The following is a 16,469-nucleotide window of genomic DNA, read 5'->3' on the forward strand; positions in this document are numbered from 1 at the left end:
AATGCAAGTTACCGAAACCCTGAACGAAGGCCTGAAGCGCGGTTACGAAATCGTTGTTCCGGCTGCTGAGCTGGACGCAAAGGTCAACGAGAAGCTGGTCGAAGCCCAGCCCGAAGTCGAAATGAAAGGCTTCCGCAAGGGCAAGGTGCCCATGGCACTGCTGAAAAAGCAGTTTGGTCAGCGTCTGCTGGGCGAAGCAATGCAGGAAACCATCGACGGTGCGATGAACAAGCACTTCGAAGACAGCGGCGACCGCCCTGCGATGCAGCCGGCTGTTGAAATGGTTGACGGCGAAAACTGGAAAGAGGGCGACGACGTCAAAGTCACCATGTCCTATGAGGCTCTGCCCGAGATCCCCGAAGTAGACTTCGGCGGTATCGCGCTGGAGCGTCTGGTTGTGAAAGCCGAAGCCGAAGCCGTAGACGAAGCGCTGGCATCGCTGGCCGAAACCGCGCAAGATTTCGAAGCACGCGCCGAAGGCGAAGCTGCCGAAGACGGCGACCAGGTTGTGTTTGACTTCCTCGGCAAAGTAGACGGCGAAGCCTTCGACGGCGGTGCCGCCGAAGACTACCCGCTGGTTCTGGGTTCCGGTTCTTTCATCCCCGGCTTCGAAGAGCAGCTGGTAGGCTCCAAAGCGGGTGAAGAAAAAGACGTAAACGTCTCCTTCCCTGAAGAGTACGGTGCAGAAAAGCTGGCCGGCAAAGCCGCTGTGTTTGAGTGCAAGATCAAAGAAGTGAAAGCCCCGAAAGCGGCTGAGATCGACGATGAGCTGGCCAAAAAATTCGGTGCCGAAGATCTGGAAGGTCTGAAAGCCCAGGTGTCCGAGCGTCTGGAAGCGGAATACGCTGGTGCTTCGCGCGCTGTGCTGAAGCGCGGCCTGCTGGATCAGCTGGACGGTCTGGTCTCCTTTGACCTGCCGCCGTCGCTGGTTGAAGCTGAGGCAAGCCAGATTGCACATCAGCTGTGGCACGAGGAAAATCCTGAGGTTGAAGGCCACGATCACGACAAGATCGAGCCGACCGAAGAGCACAACAAACTGGCCGAACGCCGCGTGCGTCTGGGCCTCTTGCTGGCAGAACTGGGTCAGAAAGCCGAGGTTGAGGTGTCTGACGCCGAAATGACCCAAGCGATCATGAACCAGGCACGTCAGTACCCGGGCCAAGAGCGTCAGTTCTTTGAATTTGTTCAGCAGAACCAGCAAATGCAACAGCAACTGCGTGCGCCGCTGTTCGAAGACAAGGTTGTTGATCACATCGTTGAAGGTGCCAAAGTCACCGACAAAGAGATCAGCAAAGACGATCTGCAGAAAGCTGTCGAAGCGCTGGAAGACGAATAAGTCTCTGCTGTTTGATGACGTTAGAAAGGCCATCCTTTGGGGTGGCCTTTTTCTGTGTGCATTCGTGATCGCGGCGGGGTCACTGGCAAATTGACATTTGCCTATGAACCTGTTCCAAGGCGGCCAAGCGAGACATTGCATATCGGGGACTTCTGCTATGACTGCCACCAAACGTATCGTCATCTCCAGCGACCACGCTGATATTGAGCTGCGTAAAAACATCGCCAAACACGTCGCCGCTAAGGGCTACGCGGTGGATGACATCGGTCCGATGACAACCGAAAGCACACATTACCCAATCCACGGCCAAGCCGCGGCAGAAAAAATCGCAACCGGTGAAGCGGATCTGGGCATCATCGTCTGCGGTACCGGTCAGGGCATCATGATGTCGGCCAACAAGGTTCCGGGTATCCGTTGCGGCGTGTGCTCAGATGTGTTCTCGGCCAAGATGATCCGTGCGCATAACAACGCACAGATGCTGTCGCTTGGTGCGCGTGTGGTTGGCGAAGGTCTGGCATTGGAAATCGTTGACGCCTTCCTTGAGGCAGAGTTCGAAGGTGGCCGTCATGCTACCCGTGTGGACATGATTGAGGGTTAAGTGACCGATCTATGATCGACCTTTGGGCCGAAGGATGAGAGGCACCCTGTGGGGTGCCTTTTTTATGGGGTCTTTTCGCAAGGCGGGCACCACACAACGGCGGAGTTACTTCGTCCTCCCATTTTCCCTGCCTTCTACCTCCCGAAGGATATATCGCGACTATATCCTTTCTAGGTCCGTGCCAGCGGTTCGAGAGGGCGCATTTTAGCACCATCCGGCAAAAGGCCGCGCCGTCCCCGCCGGAACGGCCTATGCGCCTTAGGACCATCGAGAGGGCGGACCATACTTTATCTCAATTGAGGCGATAAAGGCGGATATCTATATTCGTTTGTAGAGAGCACGAGCACACAATCGCATAAGCGACAAACGAGAAAGAGAAACACCATGACCCAGATGACCGTTCTGAACACCGCTGAGATCATCAACAACAGCATCGTTGCGCATTACGTTCTGGGTCATCAGCTGCGCGCCGCTGCCATCGACGGCAACCGCAGCCTGCCGGTGCGCGCCTATAAGAACGCCGAGAAATGTGGTCTGGGCAAACTGATCTCCTTCCTGAAAGACAACGCACAGATGACCACCCGCGCCAAAGAAGTTGACGCGCTGCACCTTGACCTGCACGACGCCGCCTGCGGAGTTGCGGCGCTGATCGCCACCGGCAATTTCGACGCGGCGATTGATGAACTGGCCACTGGCTACTACGCCGATGCAGCTGCGGCCCTGACCAAGGCACTGTCGCACTGGAAAGTTGAGATTTCGTAAACGCCACAAACTTTCTCGGCTCTCTCAACCGAAAAGCGCCCCCGGATCGGAGGGCGCTTTTGTTTTGCTCAACGGCGCTGGCGTTAGGGGAATATTCATAAAAGGCGCGTAGAACCTGTCGGGCAATCTGCAGAATGGGAAGCGCTGGTTCGCGAGGAAACTGAACTGAGCAAACGGAACTGAGGAGACGCGATAGAGGAAAGTTAAATGTCTGAAGGGTATCGCTGGCATGTCGTGAGGAAGAGAGCGCCACACTCTTTGCCAAAAGCAAAACGGGCCGTGAAAGGCCCGTCCGCTGTAAATATATCTGATCGCCTTAAGAGGAGTGATCGTATGCGCGTTCACCGTGGACAGTGAGGTCCAGACCGTTCACCTCTGTCTCCAGATCCACCCGCAGGGGGAAGATCAGGGCGACCAGTTTGGCCAGCACCACAGACGCCACAAGTGTGAAGGCGCCGACGATGGCAAGGCTGCCCAGCTGCGCCATCCAGCTGCCCGCGCCAAACGCAGCGATCATGATGGTGCCGAAGATGCCGCCAACGCCATGGACCGCGAAGACATCCAGCGTATCGTCAATACGCAGCTTGTTGCGCACGAGGTTCACAGCCTCTTGGCACAGAACCCCTGCGACGGCACCAATGATCAGCGCTTCAACAGGACCAACAAAACCGGAGGCTGGTGTGATCGACGCCAGACCCGCAATAGTGCCGGTGACCAGACCGACGAGCGAGGCCTTGCCGTGTTTTTTATATTCCCACGCCAGCCAGGTCAGCGAGGCGGTCGCGGCAGAGATATGCGTCACGGTCAGCGCCATCGCAGCACCACCGTCAGCCGCCAGTTGCGATCCGCCATTGAAGCCAAACCAACCGACCCACAACATCGCGGCGCCGATCATTACATAGCCGGGATTGTGCGGCGGGGTGGTTTGGTGTTTGCGCGCGCCCAGCATGACAGCCAGAACCAGTGCGGCGATGCCTGCGGTTTCATGGACCACGATACCACCGGCAAAGTCCTTGACGCCGGTGTCGCCAAAGATGCCCCCGTCAGCCAGAAAGCCGCCGCCCCAGATCCAGTGGGTCACCGGCGCATAGACCAGAACCATCCATAAGGCTGAGAAGGTCAGCACAAAGGCAAAACCGATGCGTTCCACATAGGCCCCTACGATCAGCGCTGGTGTGATGATCGCAAAGGTCATCTGGAACGCAAAGAACAGTACCTCTGGCAAGTTGCCCGAGAGCGTGTCAGCGGTGACCCCATTCAGGAAGGACTTGCCGAACCCACCCCAGTAGGCATTGCCGTCGCCAAAAGCGATGGAGTAGCCGACCGCAAACCACAACACGCTCATCAAGCAGGCGATGGCGTAGCAGTGCATAAAGACGCTGAGTACATTGCGTGCCCGCACCAGGCCGCCGTAAAACAGCGCCAGTCCAGGCAGTGTCATGAACAGCACCAGTGCTGTCGCGACGATGATCCAGGCGGTATCCGCTCCGTTCATATCTGTGATCCTCTCTTCCTGATTTCGGGGAGGCATCTCAGAACGGGCGCAAAAGAAAACAGCAAAGACATAAAAAACAGATGAAAAAACATCCGTTTTGCAAAGCGATTATTTATTGGGCGATAAAAATGGCGACTAGGTTAAATTTTAGTCACGCCGTAGTTGCCGCATTTTTCAGCAAGGTGAGTGCTTTTTCAGCGGCTGCATCGCGGACTTTGGCGCGGCCCAATGCCCCAAACTCAACCGTTTCGCTCACTGGTGCGGTGGATTCACTGGCGATGGCAAAGCACACGCGGCCCTCTGGCTTATGCTCTGATCCACCGGGGCCGGCGATGCCGGTGATCGCGACTGCGACCTGTGCGTCTGAATGGCGCAGGGCGCCTACGGCCATCTCGCGGGCGACCTCTTCGGACACCGCGCCAAACGTTTTGAGTGTTTCACCTGAAACGCCCAGCATCTGTTGTTTGGCGGCGTTGCTATAGGTGACGAAGCCGCGATCGACGACGGCGGAGGAACCGGCAATATCCGTAAGCCTGGCCATAACCATGCCGCCGGTGCAGCTTTCGGCCGATGCCACCCTCCAGCCACGTGCTTTCAGCGCGCTCAGAACCTCTGTCGCCAGTGTCACGGTCAAATCCCCAGAACCCCATGGCTGATCCATGCACCCAGCATGACAACAATAGCGGCAAAGATGCCAGCGATCACATCATCCAGCATCACACCCAACGCATCGCCACGACGGTCTGCCCACCCCACAGGGCCGGGTTTCAGGATGTCAAAGGCGCGGAATGCGACAAAGGCGGTGACCCAGCCCGGCCACAGCGCCAACATGCCTGCGCCAGAATGGCTGATGCCGATAAACACTGGTACCAGCGCGATCCACTGGCCCGCGACCTCATCAATCACGATTTCGGACGGGTCGTGATCATCCTTGCCGCGTGTCTCTTTGATTGTGGCCCACCAGCCGATGGCAAAAACCGCCGGAATGGCGAGGAGGAAACCAACAAGGCCAAAGATCCAGTAGATCGCCGCCGCCGCGGGCAGGGCGGCCAGCGACCCCCAGGTGCCGGGGGCAGGGCGCAACAGGCCAGAGTAGAAGAATGTGGCGATCAGATTGGTCATCGCATGGGCCTTATCTTGTCGTTTGAGGGGCGCGTGGTTTGAGGTGTTGCGAACCCTCCCTGCATAAGCGCACAGGGCGCAAAGGGCAATCTTCCGCTCTATTCCGGCGCGAATGCACAAAAATTAAGCAGTTGACTTTTGTGTGGCTAAAAACGTAGCGGCAAGCGTTGAAACCCTCATATTCTCTGGTCTAGCCAGAATATAGCGCACAAGGATTAAGCGATTATGCCGCTCAGGCTTGCAGACAAAACCATCACCGCTCCGGTTTTCTTGGCCCCGCTGGCCGGAATCACTGACCTGCCGTTTCGCGATCTGGTGTCGCAGTTCGGTGCAGGTCTGGTGGTCAGTGAAATGGTCGCCAGTCAGGAAATGGTCCAGGCCAAACCGGGTGTGCGCGAACGGGCTGAGCTTGGCTTTGAGAAGGTGAATACGGCCGTGCAGTTGGCAGGCCGAGAGGCATCGTGGATGGCGCTGGCCGCCAAGATGGTCGAAGACAACGGTGCCCAGATCATCGACATCAATATGGGCTGTCCGGCGAAAAAGGTGGTGAACGGCTATTCAGGCTCTGCGTTGTTGAAGGATCTGGATCACGCGCTGACCTTGATTGAGGCAGTGGTGGAGGCGGTCGATCTGCCGGTTACGCTGAAAACACGGCTGGGATGGGATGACACGCTGCTGAATGCGCCGGAATTGGCGCAGCGGGCGGAAAATGCCGGTATTCAGCTGATCACCATTCACGGCCGCACCCGCTGTCAGTTCTATAAAGGCAGTGCGGATTGGTCCGCGATCAATCGGGTGAAAGAGGCGGTTAGTATTCCAGTGATCGCCAATGGCGACATCTGTTCGCCACAGGACGCTACCACGGCGCTGGAGCGTTCCGGCGCGGATGGGGTGATGATTGGGCGCGGAGCGCAGGGGCGGCCTTGGCTCCTGGCGCAGGTGGCGGCTAATCTTTATGGCCGCAAAGCACCTGAGGTGCCGACGGGCCAGACGCTCGTCGAGATGATCATTGGCCATTACGAGGCGATGCTGGCGTTTTACGGCACCGATCTGGGCTTGCGCGTCGCTCGCAAACATCTGGGTTGGTACATGGATGAGGCGGGCACCTCTGCCATGAAACGCCGCACGCTTCTGACCGCGAAGGAACCTGCAGCAGTGATCGACCTGCTGCCTGATGCAATTCTGAATCCCGAAGAGGTGGCCGCATGACCCAACCCGTTTCCGCCGGGCCTGATGTGACGATGGACGCAAGCCTCTGGTCCTCGTTGCCGATTCCGGGGGTGTTGATTGATCCCGACGACAATATCGCCGACATCAATTCCGCCGCAGAGGGGTTTTTGAACACCTCGACGAAATCCATTCGCGGTGAACCTGTCTGGGACCGGATCACTGTTGATGCTCCGCTGGAGGAGGCGTTCGAACGCGCCCGTCACAGCAATTCGCCGCTGTTTGTGAATGACGTTGATGTGGGCACCGGCAGCCGCGCGCCATTGCATTGTAATCTGCAGATCGCACCGCTGCAGGGGCGCGCGGGATATATGATTTTCCTCATCAGCCCGCGGGAGTTGGCGGGGCGCATGACGCAGAGCAATTCGGTGAAATCCGCTGCTAAATCCGCTATCGGCATGGCGGAAATGCTGGCGCATGAGATCAAGAACCCGCTCGCGGGTATCACGGGTGCAGCGCAGCTGTTGTCGATGAATCTGCGCCCTGAGGATCTGGAGCTGACCGACCTGATCGTGGAGGAAAGCCGCCGCATCGTGAAACTGCTGGAGCAGGTGGAGCAGTTTGGCAACCTGTCGGAACCCGAACGTGAAGAGGTCAATATTCACGACGTTCTGGATCGCGCCCGTCGGTCCGCCCTGTTGGGCTTTGGCGCGCATATGAACATCATCGAGCAATACGACCCCTCGCTGCCGATGGCACTGGGGGATCCGGATCAGTTGCTGCAGGTGATCCTCAATCTGGTGAAAAACGCATCCGAAGCGGCGGATAAGTCGGGTGGCACCATACGGTTGCGCACGTTTTACGAACATTCTTTCCGTCTGCGCCGCGCTGATGGCACCGGCCAGTCTCTGCCGTTGCAGGTGGAAATCAGCGATGACGGCCCCGGTCTGCCCGAAGACATCAAGGGCGATATTTTCGATCCTTTCGTATCGGGGCGCGAAAACGGCACAGGTCTGGGTCTGGCGCTGGTGAGCAAGATCATATCCGACCATGGCGGCTGGATCGCGGTGGAGTCTGTCCCCGGTCGTACGGTCTTTAAAATTTCTCTGCCGATGGCAGAGGCGCCCAAGCGGCGTGCAAAAAAGGAGAGCTAAAACATGGATGGCACCGTTCTTGTCGCGGACGACGATCGCACGATCCGCACCGTTTTGACCCAAGCGCTGACGCGCGCAGGCTGTAAGGTGCACGCCACCTCGTCGCTGACCACGCTGATGCGCTGGGTTGGGGAGGGCAAGGGGGATGTCGTAATCTCGGACGTGGTGATGCCGGACGGGAACGGTCTAGAGATGCTGCCAAAGATCGCGCAGGACCGCCCCGGTCTGCCGGTGATTGTCATCTCGGCGCAAAACACCATCATGACGGCCATTCAGGCTGCTGAGGCAGAGGCTTACGATTATCTGCCCAAACCTTTCGATCTGCCCGATCTGATGAAACGCACCGCCAAAGCACTGGAGCAGCATCAGCGTGCCGCCCCCGCCGCCGCGCGGGTGGAGGAGGCAGATCGTCCTGATGAGTTGCCTCTGGTGGGGCGCACGCCTGCGATGCAGGCGCTTTACCGTCTCGTTGCGCGGGTGATGAATACTGACCTGCCAGTTCTGATCGCGGGTGAAAGTGGAACAGGCAAGTCACTGATTGCGCGGGCAATTCATGATTTTTCGGACCGTCGGACCTTGCCGTTTGTGACCATCACCGCCTCTGATCTGCAGGACATCGAAGGTCCTGCGCGGGTTTTGGCGCGGGTCAAAGGTGGCACTGTTCTGATTGACGAAATAGGCGACGTCGATGCCGAGGTGCAGGCGCGCATTGTGCGGATGATCGACAATCCCGGCGAACACGTGCCGCGGTTTATGGCCACCAGTCAGACTGACCTGACCGAGGCGCTGGATCGTGGGGAGATCCGCCAGGATCTTTACTATCGCCTCAGTGGGGCAACGCTGATGGTGCCGTCCTTGCGCGAACGGGTGGAGGATATTCCGCTCTTGGCCGAACACTTCCTGTTGCGCGCTGAACGCGACGGCCAGCCCTCGCGCCGCCTGTCAGGGGATGCGGTGGAGCTGATGCGCAGCTATAGCTGGCCCGGCAACGTGCGTCAGCTGGAGCATGCGGTGCGTCGTCTGGTGCTGACGTCACGCGCGGATGAAATCACCCGCGCTGAGGTGGAGTTGGTGCTGGGCAATCAGCCAGAGATGGAGCCGGTGCTAGGGGGAGGGGACACGGAAAAACTGTCGGCCTCTGTCGCGCGTCATCTGCGGCGCTATTTCGATCTGCATGGCGCGATGTTGCCGCCAGCCGGTCTGTATGCGCGAATCCTCAGGGAGGTTGAGCTGCCGCTGATTGAGATTGCGCTAGAAGCAACAGGTGGCAACCAAGCCAAATGTGCCGATCTGTTGGGGATCAACCGCAATACGTTGCGCAAGAAAATCACCGATTTGGATATTAACGTGACACGTCGCCGGAAATTGATGTAAAATCGCAACAATGGCGTGACGGATTGATCTGATTTTTCGGCTCCGTCCCCATATAAAGTGGTTTGGTGTCAGCAATGGCCCATCAATTTGAGGACGCAGGCGTGGCCTTTCAGGCACAGCAAAAACGTGCGCACAGCCGGTCGTGGGCGAAAATCAGCCGATTGCGACGTCAGCGGAAGGTGCAGAACATCGCAACCTTCTGTCTGGTTGTGTTGGCGCCAATTCTGGTGGTGGCAACCTATCTGGTTTTGGGACCGCTGGATCAGGGGGGATCATCCTTTTCCCTCCGGCTTATCCTGCTTGCGGATTTTGTCTATGCTCTGCTTGTCGCCGCGTTGGTCTTGCAACGTATCGCGGCGCTGATTTCGGCGCGCCGGGCCAAATCAGCGGGTTCAAAACTGCATCTGAGGCTCACCGGCGCATTTGCATTTTTGGCCCTTATCCCAACTGTTTCCGTGGCGATTTTTGCAGCTTTGACGGTGAATGTTGGCCTTGAGGGTTGGTTTTCGGACCGTGTCCGGCAGGTGGTGGGCTCCTCTCTCGCCGCGGCGGAAGCCTATGAGGAAGAACATCGCCGCGACCTTACTGCGGACACCTTGGCGCTGGCCGCACATATCGATCGGGCGCGGCGCAAGTCATTCTTTATCACCGATGGGGACGTGCGGGTGGTTCTGACACAAGGGCAAAGTCAGGTTCAGCGCGGACTGAAAGAAGCCTATGTTGTTGATGGAACAGGCGAAATCCGGGCCCGTGGGGATCGCAGTTACCTGTTTGATTTTGAAGAGCCCACATCGGACCAGCTGCAACGCGCCAGCGAGGATGGGGTGCAGATCATCGCCGATTGGCCCAATAACGAATTCCGTGCGCTGGTACGCCTGAACGCCTTCGTGGACCGGTTCCTTTACGTCAGTCGTGAGGTGGACGGTTCGCTCCTCGGGCTGTTGGATGATACCAAACAGACAGCGCAGTTTTACCAACAATTGGAAAGCGAACGCGGGCGGGTACTGTTTGAATTCGGTCTGATTTATCTTGGGTTTGCGATGATCCTGATCCTCGCCGCGATCTGGCTGGGCCTGTGGTTTGCGGAACGCCTGTCTGGCCCGGTTGGACGTCTGGCGGGGGCGGCACAGCGTGTCGGTGGCGGCGATCTGGACGTAAGGGTCGTTGAACAGGAAGGCGATGATGAGATCGCTATGCTGGGGCGCTATTTCAACCAGATGACCCGGCAGCTGAAGGCACAGCGTCAGGAGCTGTTGGAAAACACTGAACAGGTGGAACGCCGCCGTCGCTTGTTTGACTCGGTCCTCAGTTCCGTCACGTCAGGCGTTGTTGGTCTGGATGAAGAGGGGCGTGTGACCTTCGTGAACCGGTCCGCTGAACGGTTACTGGACTGGAAGGGGGAAGAACACGCCGCCGTGGCGCTGGCCGTTGCAGTGCCGGAGTTTGCTGCGCTGTTTGATCGTCTGACCGACGAAGGCATGGGCGCTGTGCAGGGCGAGATCAAGGTGACGCGTAACGGGCGGCTGGAAAACCTGTTGGTACGAATGGCCACCCGTCAGGCCGAAGATGGCGCGCTCGAAGGCTACGTTGTGGCTTTTGATGATGTCAGCGATCTGGTTGCTGCGCAGCGGATGGCCGCCTGGGGCGATGTGGCCCGTCGGATTGCCCATGAGATTAAGAACCCGCTCACCCCGATCCAATTGTCTGCAGAACGTATCAAGCGTAAATTCGGGCGTCAGCTGGATCAGGAAAACGCTGATAGTCTGGCGCAGCTGACAGAGGTTATTGTCCGACAGACCAACGACTTGCGCCGCATTGTGGATGAGTTTTCCAAATTTGCCCGTATGCCGGAACCTGATCGTCGGTCGGAGGATTTGGTGAAGCTGGTGCGCGACGCGGTGGTGTTGCAGCAGGCGGGCCAGCCGGACGTGACGTTTGATGTCGACCTGCCGGATCAGGTGATGAACGCCAATCTGGACGCCACAATGATTTCGCAGGCGCTTACAAATCTGATTAAAAACGCCGGCGAAGCAATTGAAAGCTATAACAAAAACCATAGGGGCGATGAGGTTCAGGGGGAAATTCGTGTTGCATTGATCCGTGAAGGACGCAGCGCGACTTTGCGAATTAGTGACAATGGCATCGGCCTGCCCGAAGACCGCGCGCGCCTGTTTGAACCCTATGTTACCACCCGCAGCGAAGGCACCGGACTGGGCCTTCCGATTGTGAAAAAAATTCTTGAAGAACATGGCGGTACGTTGTCTCTTGAGGACGCGCCGGCATTTGAAGATACCACCCGATTTGGCGCCATGGCCGTTGTGCGGCTGCTTTTGACCGATCCGGTCGAGGCGAAAAGTGCTGAAGTGCAAGTAAAAGACGTGAGGCAGTGAGTGATGAGCGATATTCTGATTGTTGACGACGAAAAAGACATTCGCGAGTTGATTTCAGATATTCTGGAAGATGAAGGCTTTAGCACCCGTCTTGCAGGTAATTCTGACGATGCCATGCGCGAAATTACTGACGATCAACCGGGGTTGATCATTCTGGATATCTGGCTGAAGGACAGCCAGATGGACGGGATCGACATACTGAAAGCGGTGAAGCGGGATTACCCAGATGTGCCGGTGGTGATCATCTCGGGTCACGGGAACATCGAAATTGCCGTCGCGGCGATTAAACAGGGTGCCTATGACTTCATCGAGAAGCCGTTCAATATCGACCAGCTTTTGGTGGTGATCCGCCGTGCGATGGAAACTTCGCGTCTGCGTCGTGAAAATCTCGCGCTCAAGCGCAAGGACGGCGGCGAGGCTGAGATGATCGGCGACACCGCCGCTTTCCGTGCGTTGATCGGCCAGTTGGACAAGGTGACGAAATCCAACGGTCGGGTGATGCTGTCCGGGCCCTCGGGTGTGGGCAAGGAGGTGGCTGCCCGCTACATTCATGCGCAGTCTAACCGCGCCGGTGCGCCCTTTGTGACTGTGGCCTGCGCCACAATTGAACCAGAACGCATCGAAGAGGTACTGTTTGGTCGCGAAAGCGCGGAGCGTGGTGTGGAGCCGGGCCTGTTGGAACGGGCAGATGGCGGCATTATCTTCTTTGATGAAGTGGCGGATATGCCGTTGGGATCACAGTCCAAGATCCTGCGTGTGCTGGTGGATCAGCAGTTCCAGCGTGTAGGCGGCGCTGACAAGGTGAAGGTGGATCTGCGCGTTATATCCTCCACCAGTCGCGATCTGGAGGCAGAGATTGCCAGTGGCACCTTCCGCGAGGAACTGTATCACCGGTTAAATGTGGTGCCGATTGCGGTGCCGTCTCTGGAAGAGCGGCGCGAGGATATTCCCACCCTGGCGGGGCATTTCATTGAGATGTTCAATCAATCGCAGGGACTGCCGCTGCGCGAGCTGTCACAGGATGCGGTGGCCCTGATGCAGACGATGCGCTGGCCGGGCAACGTGCGCCAGCTGCGCAACCTTATCGAACGAGTGCTTATCCTTGGTGATGGTAGCGGCCCGATCGAGGCGCGCGAGCTGCCGGATTCGGGCGAGGGGGCGGCACCCTCGGATCAGGTGGTCTTGACCGGTACGCTGGCCACCCTGCCATTGCGCGAGGCGCGTGAGGTGTTTGAACGGGAATACCTGCTGACGCAGATCAACCGTTTCGGTGGAAATATCAGCCGCACCGCCAGTTTTGTCGGGATGGAACGATCTGCCCTGCACCGCAAGCTAAAATCGCTGGGCGTCGTCACCTCGACCAAAGCTGGCGCACGGGTGGCGTCAGTGGACAAAGAAGCCGCTGAGGCGGAATAAGCGACATTCGATATCTAAGGTGAACAGGCGCCCATGAGTTCGCGGGCGCCTGCTTCTATGTAAACGTCGTAGGCTTATTGCGGCGTTGCGACCTGCGATTTGCCGCTTTGACCGCGGTAGATACAGGCGTTCGGCGCAATGCCGGTCATCCGCGCGGGCACGGCGACAGGCTGACCGCGTTCACATCGGGGCAGGGTGACCTCATTGTAGCCTTTGTTCAGCATGCACTGTTCTTTGACACGCACACGCAACCGTTCATTCACATCCACCGTGTAGGGTTCTGGATCGGTCCAGTAGTGATCGGTGATGCAACGGTCCTTGTGGTCGCAGATCTTGCGTTCGCGTTTCACCGGCGGGTGATAACGGATTTCGGTGGCAACCGGTGCCTCCCGAAGCGCCCGTACCTCGCAACGTACAAGATCACGGTCGCGATCCTCGATGGTTTTTCCGGGCTGATGGTAGACGGTGTAGTTACAGCCGCTGAGGACCGCGCCACATAGGGCGAGCCATGCGAATCGTTGCATATTTGCCTCCTTTGTTCGCTTCCAGCGTGTCCCTCGCGGCGCTGTAAGGCAATATCATGGGGCTTGATAGGCGATAACATCCCAGCGCAGGCGCGGGTGGACAATTCAATTGACCCCCCGTGCGCGCCATGCGATGCAGAGTGCTGGATTACGGGGCGCTGGATTGCAGGGGAACATCTGATGAAGGTCATCATCTGCGGGGCAGGGCAGGTTGGCTGGCAAATTGCCCGTCATCTGTCCGGTGAAAAAAACGACGTTACCGTGGTGGATAACAACGCGGATCTGGTGCGTCGTGCCACTGATACGCTGGATGTGCAGGGGATTGCGGGCTTTGCCTCTTATCCTGATGTGCTGGACCGCGCGGGTGCGCGCGATGCGGATATGATCATCGCCGCCACCCATTCCGATGAGGTCAACATGGTGACCTGTCAGGTGGCGCACTCGGTCTTCGCCATTCCGCGCAAAATCGCGCGCCTGCGTTCGCAAAGCTATCTGACGGCGATCTACTCTGACCTCTACCGGCGCGACCACATGCCGATTGATGTGGTGATCAGCCCCGAACGCGAAGTGGCAGAGGCGGCGCTACAGCGGATCGCCTCGCCCTCGGCCTTTGACACGGAAACCTTCCTGTCTGGCAGGGCGCATCTGATGGGCATCAGTATTGAGGACGGTTGCCCGGTGATCAACACACCGCTGCGTCAGTTGAATGATCTGTTTTCCACCCTGCGCACCATCGTGGTGGGAATCCGCCGCGACGGCCGCCTGTTTGCGCCGGAACCGGACGACCAGATATTCGTCGGCGATGAATGCTATGTCTTCACCGTGAACGAAGACATCAATCGCACGATGGAAATCTTTGGCAAAGAGACCAAGAAGCAGGAACGCGTGGTGATCATCGGCGGTGGCAATGTGGGGCTGGCCGTGGCCCGTTCGCTGGAGGCACGCACCGAACGTGTGCGCGCCAAGGTGATCGAGCGCAGCCGTAAGGTCGCCGAAAAAGACGCTGATATCCTTGAGAAAACTATTGTACTGCATGGTGACGGGCTGGATGTGGCCCTGTTGTCAGAGGCCAATGTTGACCGCGCCGATGCCGTGCTGTGCCTGACGGACGACGATAAAACCAACATGCTGGCCGCTGTGCGCGCCAAGGCCGAGGGCTGCCCGATGGCCATCGCGCTGATCAATGACCCGACCTTGGTGCCGATGATGGCGCCTTTGGGCATTGATGCCTATGTGAACCCGCGCGCCACCACCGTGAGTTCGATCCTGCGCCATGTGCGTCACGGCAAGGTGCGCAGTGTCTATTCCATCGGCGACGCCGAGGCCGAGATGATCGAGGCAGAGGTTCTATCCACCTCACCCATTGCCGGCCGCAAGATCCGCGATATCGAATTTCCCGAAGGTGTTCTGGTGGGCGGCGTGTTGAAAGGCGACAAGGTGGTCAAACCGCTGGCCGATACGCGGGTGGATGATGGCGACGTGATTGCGCTGTTCTCCCTTGCTTCTGATGTGCCAGAGGTGGAACGGTTGCTGCAGGTCTCGATTGACTTCTTCTAGGATGTGAGGGTGGCCTGATGTGGGCACGGATTATCCGCCAGCCTCTGTTTCTGTTGCTGATGGGCCTCTCGGCGCTGGCTATGCTGGTGCCCGCGGCGCATGGCTTTGTGCTGGGGCGCGCGTTTGAGGGGCGGGCGTTTCTCTACTCTGCGTTGCTGGGTGTTCTGGCTGTGGTGCTGGTGTCGATCGCGCGCGATGGTGTGCAGCGGCGCCGTGGTGCGATGGGCGACCTCTTGGCGCTGTTTGCCGCGATGGCGGTGTTGCCGCTGTTTCTGGCGCTGCCCTTCTATGAGGCGCTGCGCACCACCTCGTTCCTCAATGCCTATGCCGAAATGGTGTCATCCCTGACCACCACAGGCGCGGCATTTTTTCCGGCGGATCGCCTCAGCGACACGCTGCATCTGTGGCGCGGCATGGTCGGCTGGATGGGCGGCGCGCTGATCTGGGTGGCTGCGGCAGCTATTCTGGCGCCGTTGAACCTTGGCGGGTTTGAGGTCACCGCCTCCGCCGAGCCGGGGCAAAGTGATCAGTTGCACGGCCGTCATGAACGCATCGACCCGCAACGCCGTATCATTCGCGCGGCCAAAGCGCTGTTGCCGATCTATGCCGGTCTGACCTTTGCCCTGTGGCTGATGCTGATGGTGATTGGCGACCGACCGCTGGTCAGTATGATCCATGCGATGTCGATCATGGCTTCCAGCGGGATCACACCGCTTGCCTCCACCAGTGAGGCGCAATCTGGTGTTCCCGGAGAGGCGATCTCCGCGTTGTTCATGCTGTTTGCTCTGTCGCGGCTGACGTTTTCTGCGGACACGATCACCACCTCCAGGCGCAGCCTTCACGAAGATCCCGAGTTCCGTTTGGGCATGTTCATCGTGATCGCGGTGCCACTGGTTCTGTTTCTGCGTCATTGGGTGGCGTCCTATTCCGCGGATGAAGAGCAAAGCCTGCTACTGGCCCTGCGTGCCCTTTGGGGCGGTGTTTTCACCACGCTGTCCTTCCTGACCACCACCGGTTTTGAAAGCGTCGAATGGGAAACTGCGCGCAACTGGTCGGGCCTGCCGACGCCGGGTCTGATGCTGCTGGGGCTTGCGATGATGGGCGGCGGGGTTGCGACCACTGCGGGCGGGGTCAAACTGCTGCGGGTCTGGGCGCTTTACCTCAATGGATTACGGGAAATGGACCGCTTGGTGCACCCTTCATCCGTGGGGCGCGCGCAGGGGATGTCGCGGCGCATCCGTCGGCAGGGGGCGTTTATTGCGTGGATCTTCTTTATGATGTTTGCCCTGTCGATGGCGCTGTTCACCATGGTCTTTGCCGGTTTCGGTTCTGACCTTGAAACTGCGCTGACACTGGCGATTGCGGGCCTGTCGACCACCGGGCCCTTGGTGCAAATCGCGACGGATGAGGCGGTAAACCTTGTGACACTGGCACCAATGGCCAAACTTGCCTTCGCGGCGGCGATGGTTTTGGGGCGGTTGGAAATGCTGGCCTTTGTCGCGCTGTTCACCGGCCAGTTTTTGCGCCGTTGAAGGCGGCGCTGGTCACCCAATCGCCACACTGCGGCCTCTCAG

At 58.5% G+C, this 16,469-nt stretch carries 14 protein-coding genes; 10 read left to right on the top strand and 4 right to left on the bottom strand.

Translation table 11 applies throughout. The features are described 5' to 3' along the window. Position 1 precedes the first annotated feature (1 nt). From tig to MHM86_RS01335, 3 genes are all read left to right on the top strand, one after another. Positions 2-1,336, top strand: coding sequence for a trigger factor (gene tig / locus MHM86_RS01325; RefSeq protein ID WP_239195005.1), 1,335 nt, complete (start codon positions 2-4; stop codon positions 1,334-1,336). Positions 1,337-1,493: 157 nt separating this feature from the next. Further along, positions 1,494-1,934, top strand: a complete 441-nt coding sequence (rpiB, locus tag MHM86_RS01330; protein WP_239195006.1) for a ribose 5-phosphate isomerase B — start codon at positions 1,494-1,496, stop codon at positions 1,932-1,934. Positions 1,935-2,318: 384 nt separating this feature from the next. Continuing rightward, positions 2,319-2,696, top strand: a complete 378-nt coding sequence (locus MHM86_RS01335; RefSeq protein WP_239194942.1) for a hypothetical protein — start codon at positions 2,319-2,321, stop codon at positions 2,694-2,696. Between the two features lie 316 nt (positions 2,697-3,012). Here MHM86_RS01335 and MHM86_RS01340 read toward each other — a convergent pair whose 3' ends face one another. The 3 genes from MHM86_RS01340 to MHM86_RS01350 all read right to left on the bottom strand — a co-directional run bounded on the left by MHM86_RS01340 (position 3,013) and on the right by MHM86_RS01350 (position 5,313). Continuing rightward, positions 3,013-4,191 carry an ammonium transporter gene (locus MHM86_RS01340; protein WP_239195007.1) on the bottom strand — a complete coding sequence of 393 codons (1,179 nt, stop codon included), beginning with the start codon at positions 4,189-4,191 and terminating at the stop codon, positions 3,013-3,015. A 151-nt stretch (positions 4,192-4,342) separates the two neighbouring features. Next, on the bottom strand, positions 4,343-4,852 hold the full coding sequence (locus MHM86_RS01345; protein ID WP_255722989.1) for a CinA family protein: 510 nt from the start codon (positions 4,850-4,852) through the stop codon (positions 4,343-4,345). Then, positions 4,822-5,313: a phosphatidylglycerophosphatase A gene (locus MHM86_RS01350; RefSeq protein WP_239195009.1), complete on the bottom strand. Its 492-nt coding sequence runs from the start codon at positions 5,311-5,313 to the stop codon at positions 4,822-4,824. The genes MHM86_RS01345 and MHM86_RS01350 overlap by 31 nt, the downstream gene beginning before the upstream one ends. A 225-nt stretch (positions 5,314-5,538) precedes the next feature. On the opposite strand from MHM86_RS01350, the gene dusB reads away from it, so the two are divergent. The 5 genes from dusB (at position 5,539) to MHM86_RS01375 (ending at position 12,814) form a co-directional block, all read left to right on the top strand. Then, positions 5,539-6,522 carry a tRNA dihydrouridine synthase DusB gene (dusB, locus tag MHM86_RS01355; RefSeq protein WP_239195011.1) on the top strand — a complete coding sequence of 328 codons (984 nt, stop codon included), beginning with the start codon at positions 5,539-5,541 and terminating at the stop codon, positions 6,520-6,522. Then, the gene (locus tag MHM86_RS01360) at positions 6,519-7,634 is read left to right on the top strand and encodes a nitrogen regulation protein NR(II) (protein WP_239195013.1); all 1,116 of its coding nucleotides are present in this window, start codon (positions 6,519-6,521) and stop codon (positions 7,632-7,634) included. The genes dusB and MHM86_RS01360 overlap by 4 nt, the downstream gene beginning before the upstream one ends. Before the next feature lie 3 nt (positions 7,635-7,637). Beyond that, positions 7,638-9,008 carry a response regulator gene (locus MHM86_RS01365; protein ID WP_239195015.1) on the top strand — a complete coding sequence of 457 codons (1,371 nt, stop codon included), beginning with the start codon at positions 7,638-7,640 and terminating at the stop codon, positions 9,006-9,008. 74 nt (positions 9,009-9,082) lie between these two features. Then, a complete protein-coding gene (locus MHM86_RS01370; protein WP_239195017.1) occupies positions 9,083-11,398 on the top strand; it encodes a PAS domain-containing sensor histidine kinase in 2,316 nt (771 codons plus the stop codon). A 3-nt stretch (positions 11,399-11,401) separates the two neighbouring features. Further along, positions 11,402-12,814, top strand: a complete 1,413-nt coding sequence (locus MHM86_RS01375; protein ID WP_255722990.1) for a sigma-54 dependent transcriptional regulator — start codon at positions 11,402-11,404, stop codon at positions 12,812-12,814. 74 nt (positions 12,815-12,888) lie between these two features. Here the strand turns inward: MHM86_RS01375 and MHM86_RS01380 are convergent, their stop codons facing one another. After that, positions 12,889-13,338, bottom strand: coding sequence for a hypothetical protein (locus MHM86_RS01380; RefSeq protein ID WP_239195021.1), 450 nt, complete (start codon positions 13,336-13,338; stop codon positions 12,889-12,891). Between the two features lie 180 nt (positions 13,339-13,518). Here MHM86_RS01380 and trkA point away from each other — a divergent pair, with 180 nt between their 5' ends. Next, entirely contained in the window at positions 13,519-14,895 is a 1,377-nt protein-coding gene (gene trkA / locus MHM86_RS01385) for a Trk system potassium transporter TrkA (RefSeq protein ID WP_239195023.1), read from the top strand. A 17-nt stretch (positions 14,896-14,912) separates the two neighbouring features. Continuing rightward, entirely contained in the window at positions 14,913-16,427 is a 1,515-nt protein-coding gene (locus MHM86_RS01390) for a TrkH family potassium uptake protein (RefSeq protein WP_239195025.1), read from the top strand. Positions 16,428-16,469 lie beyond the last annotated feature (42 nt).

Source organism: Thalassobius sp. Cn5-15, from assembly GCF_022347685.1.
GTDB lineage: Bacteria > Pseudomonadota > Alphaproteobacteria > Rhodobacterales > Rhodobacteraceae > Thalassobius.

Excerpts from the sequence above, each read along its gene's own strand:
- MHM86_RS01345 (WP_255722989.1), bottom strand. The coding sequence starts at position 4,852 with ATGGATCAGCCATGGGGTTCTGGGGATTTGACCGTGACACTGGCGACA.
- tig (WP_239195005.1), top strand. The coding sequence starts at position 2 with ATGCAAGTTACCGAAACCCTGAACGAAGGCCTGAAGCGCGGTTACGAA.
- trkA (WP_239195023.1), top strand. The coding sequence starts at position 13,519 with ATGAAGGTCATCATCTGCGGGGCAGGGCAGGTTGGCTGGCAAATTGCC.
- MHM86_RS01375 (WP_255722990.1), top strand. The coding sequence starts at position 11,402 with ATGAGCGATATTCTGATTGTTGACGACGAAAAAGACATTCGCGAGTTG.
- MHM86_RS01350 (WP_239195009.1), bottom strand. The coding sequence starts at position 5,313 with ATGACCAATCTGATCGCCACATTCTTCTACTCTGGCCTGTTGCGCCCT.
- MHM86_RS01335 (WP_239194942.1), top strand. The coding sequence starts at position 2,319 with ATGACCCAGATGACCGTTCTGAACACCGCTGAGATCATCAACAACAGC.
- MHM86_RS01340 (WP_239195007.1), bottom strand. The coding sequence starts at position 4,191 with ATGAACGGAGCGGATACCGCCTGGATCATCGTCGCGACAGCACTGGTG.
- MHM86_RS01370 (WP_239195017.1), top strand. The coding sequence starts at position 9,083 with ATGGCCCATCAATTTGAGGACGCAGGCGTGGCCTTTCAGGCACAGCAA.
- MHM86_RS01365 (WP_239195015.1), top strand. The coding sequence starts at position 7,638 with ATGGATGGCACCGTTCTTGTCGCGGACGACGATCGCACGATCCGCACC.
- dusB (WP_239195011.1), top strand. The coding sequence starts at position 5,539 with ATGCCGCTCAGGCTTGCAGACAAAACCATCACCGCTCCGGTTTTCTTG.
- MHM86_RS01380 (WP_239195021.1), bottom strand. The coding sequence starts at position 13,338 with ATGCAACGATTCGCATGGCTCGCCCTATGTGGCGCGGTCCTCAGCGGC.
- rpiB (WP_239195006.1), top strand. The coding sequence starts at position 1,494 with ATGACTGCCACCAAACGTATCGTCATCTCCAGCGACCACGCTGATATT.
- MHM86_RS01360 (WP_239195013.1), top strand. The coding sequence starts at position 6,519 with ATGACCCAACCCGTTTCCGCCGGGCCTGATGTGACGATGGACGCAAGC.
- MHM86_RS01390 (WP_239195025.1), top strand. The coding sequence starts at position 14,913 with ATGTGGGCACGGATTATCCGCCAGCCTCTGTTTCTGTTGCTGATGGGC.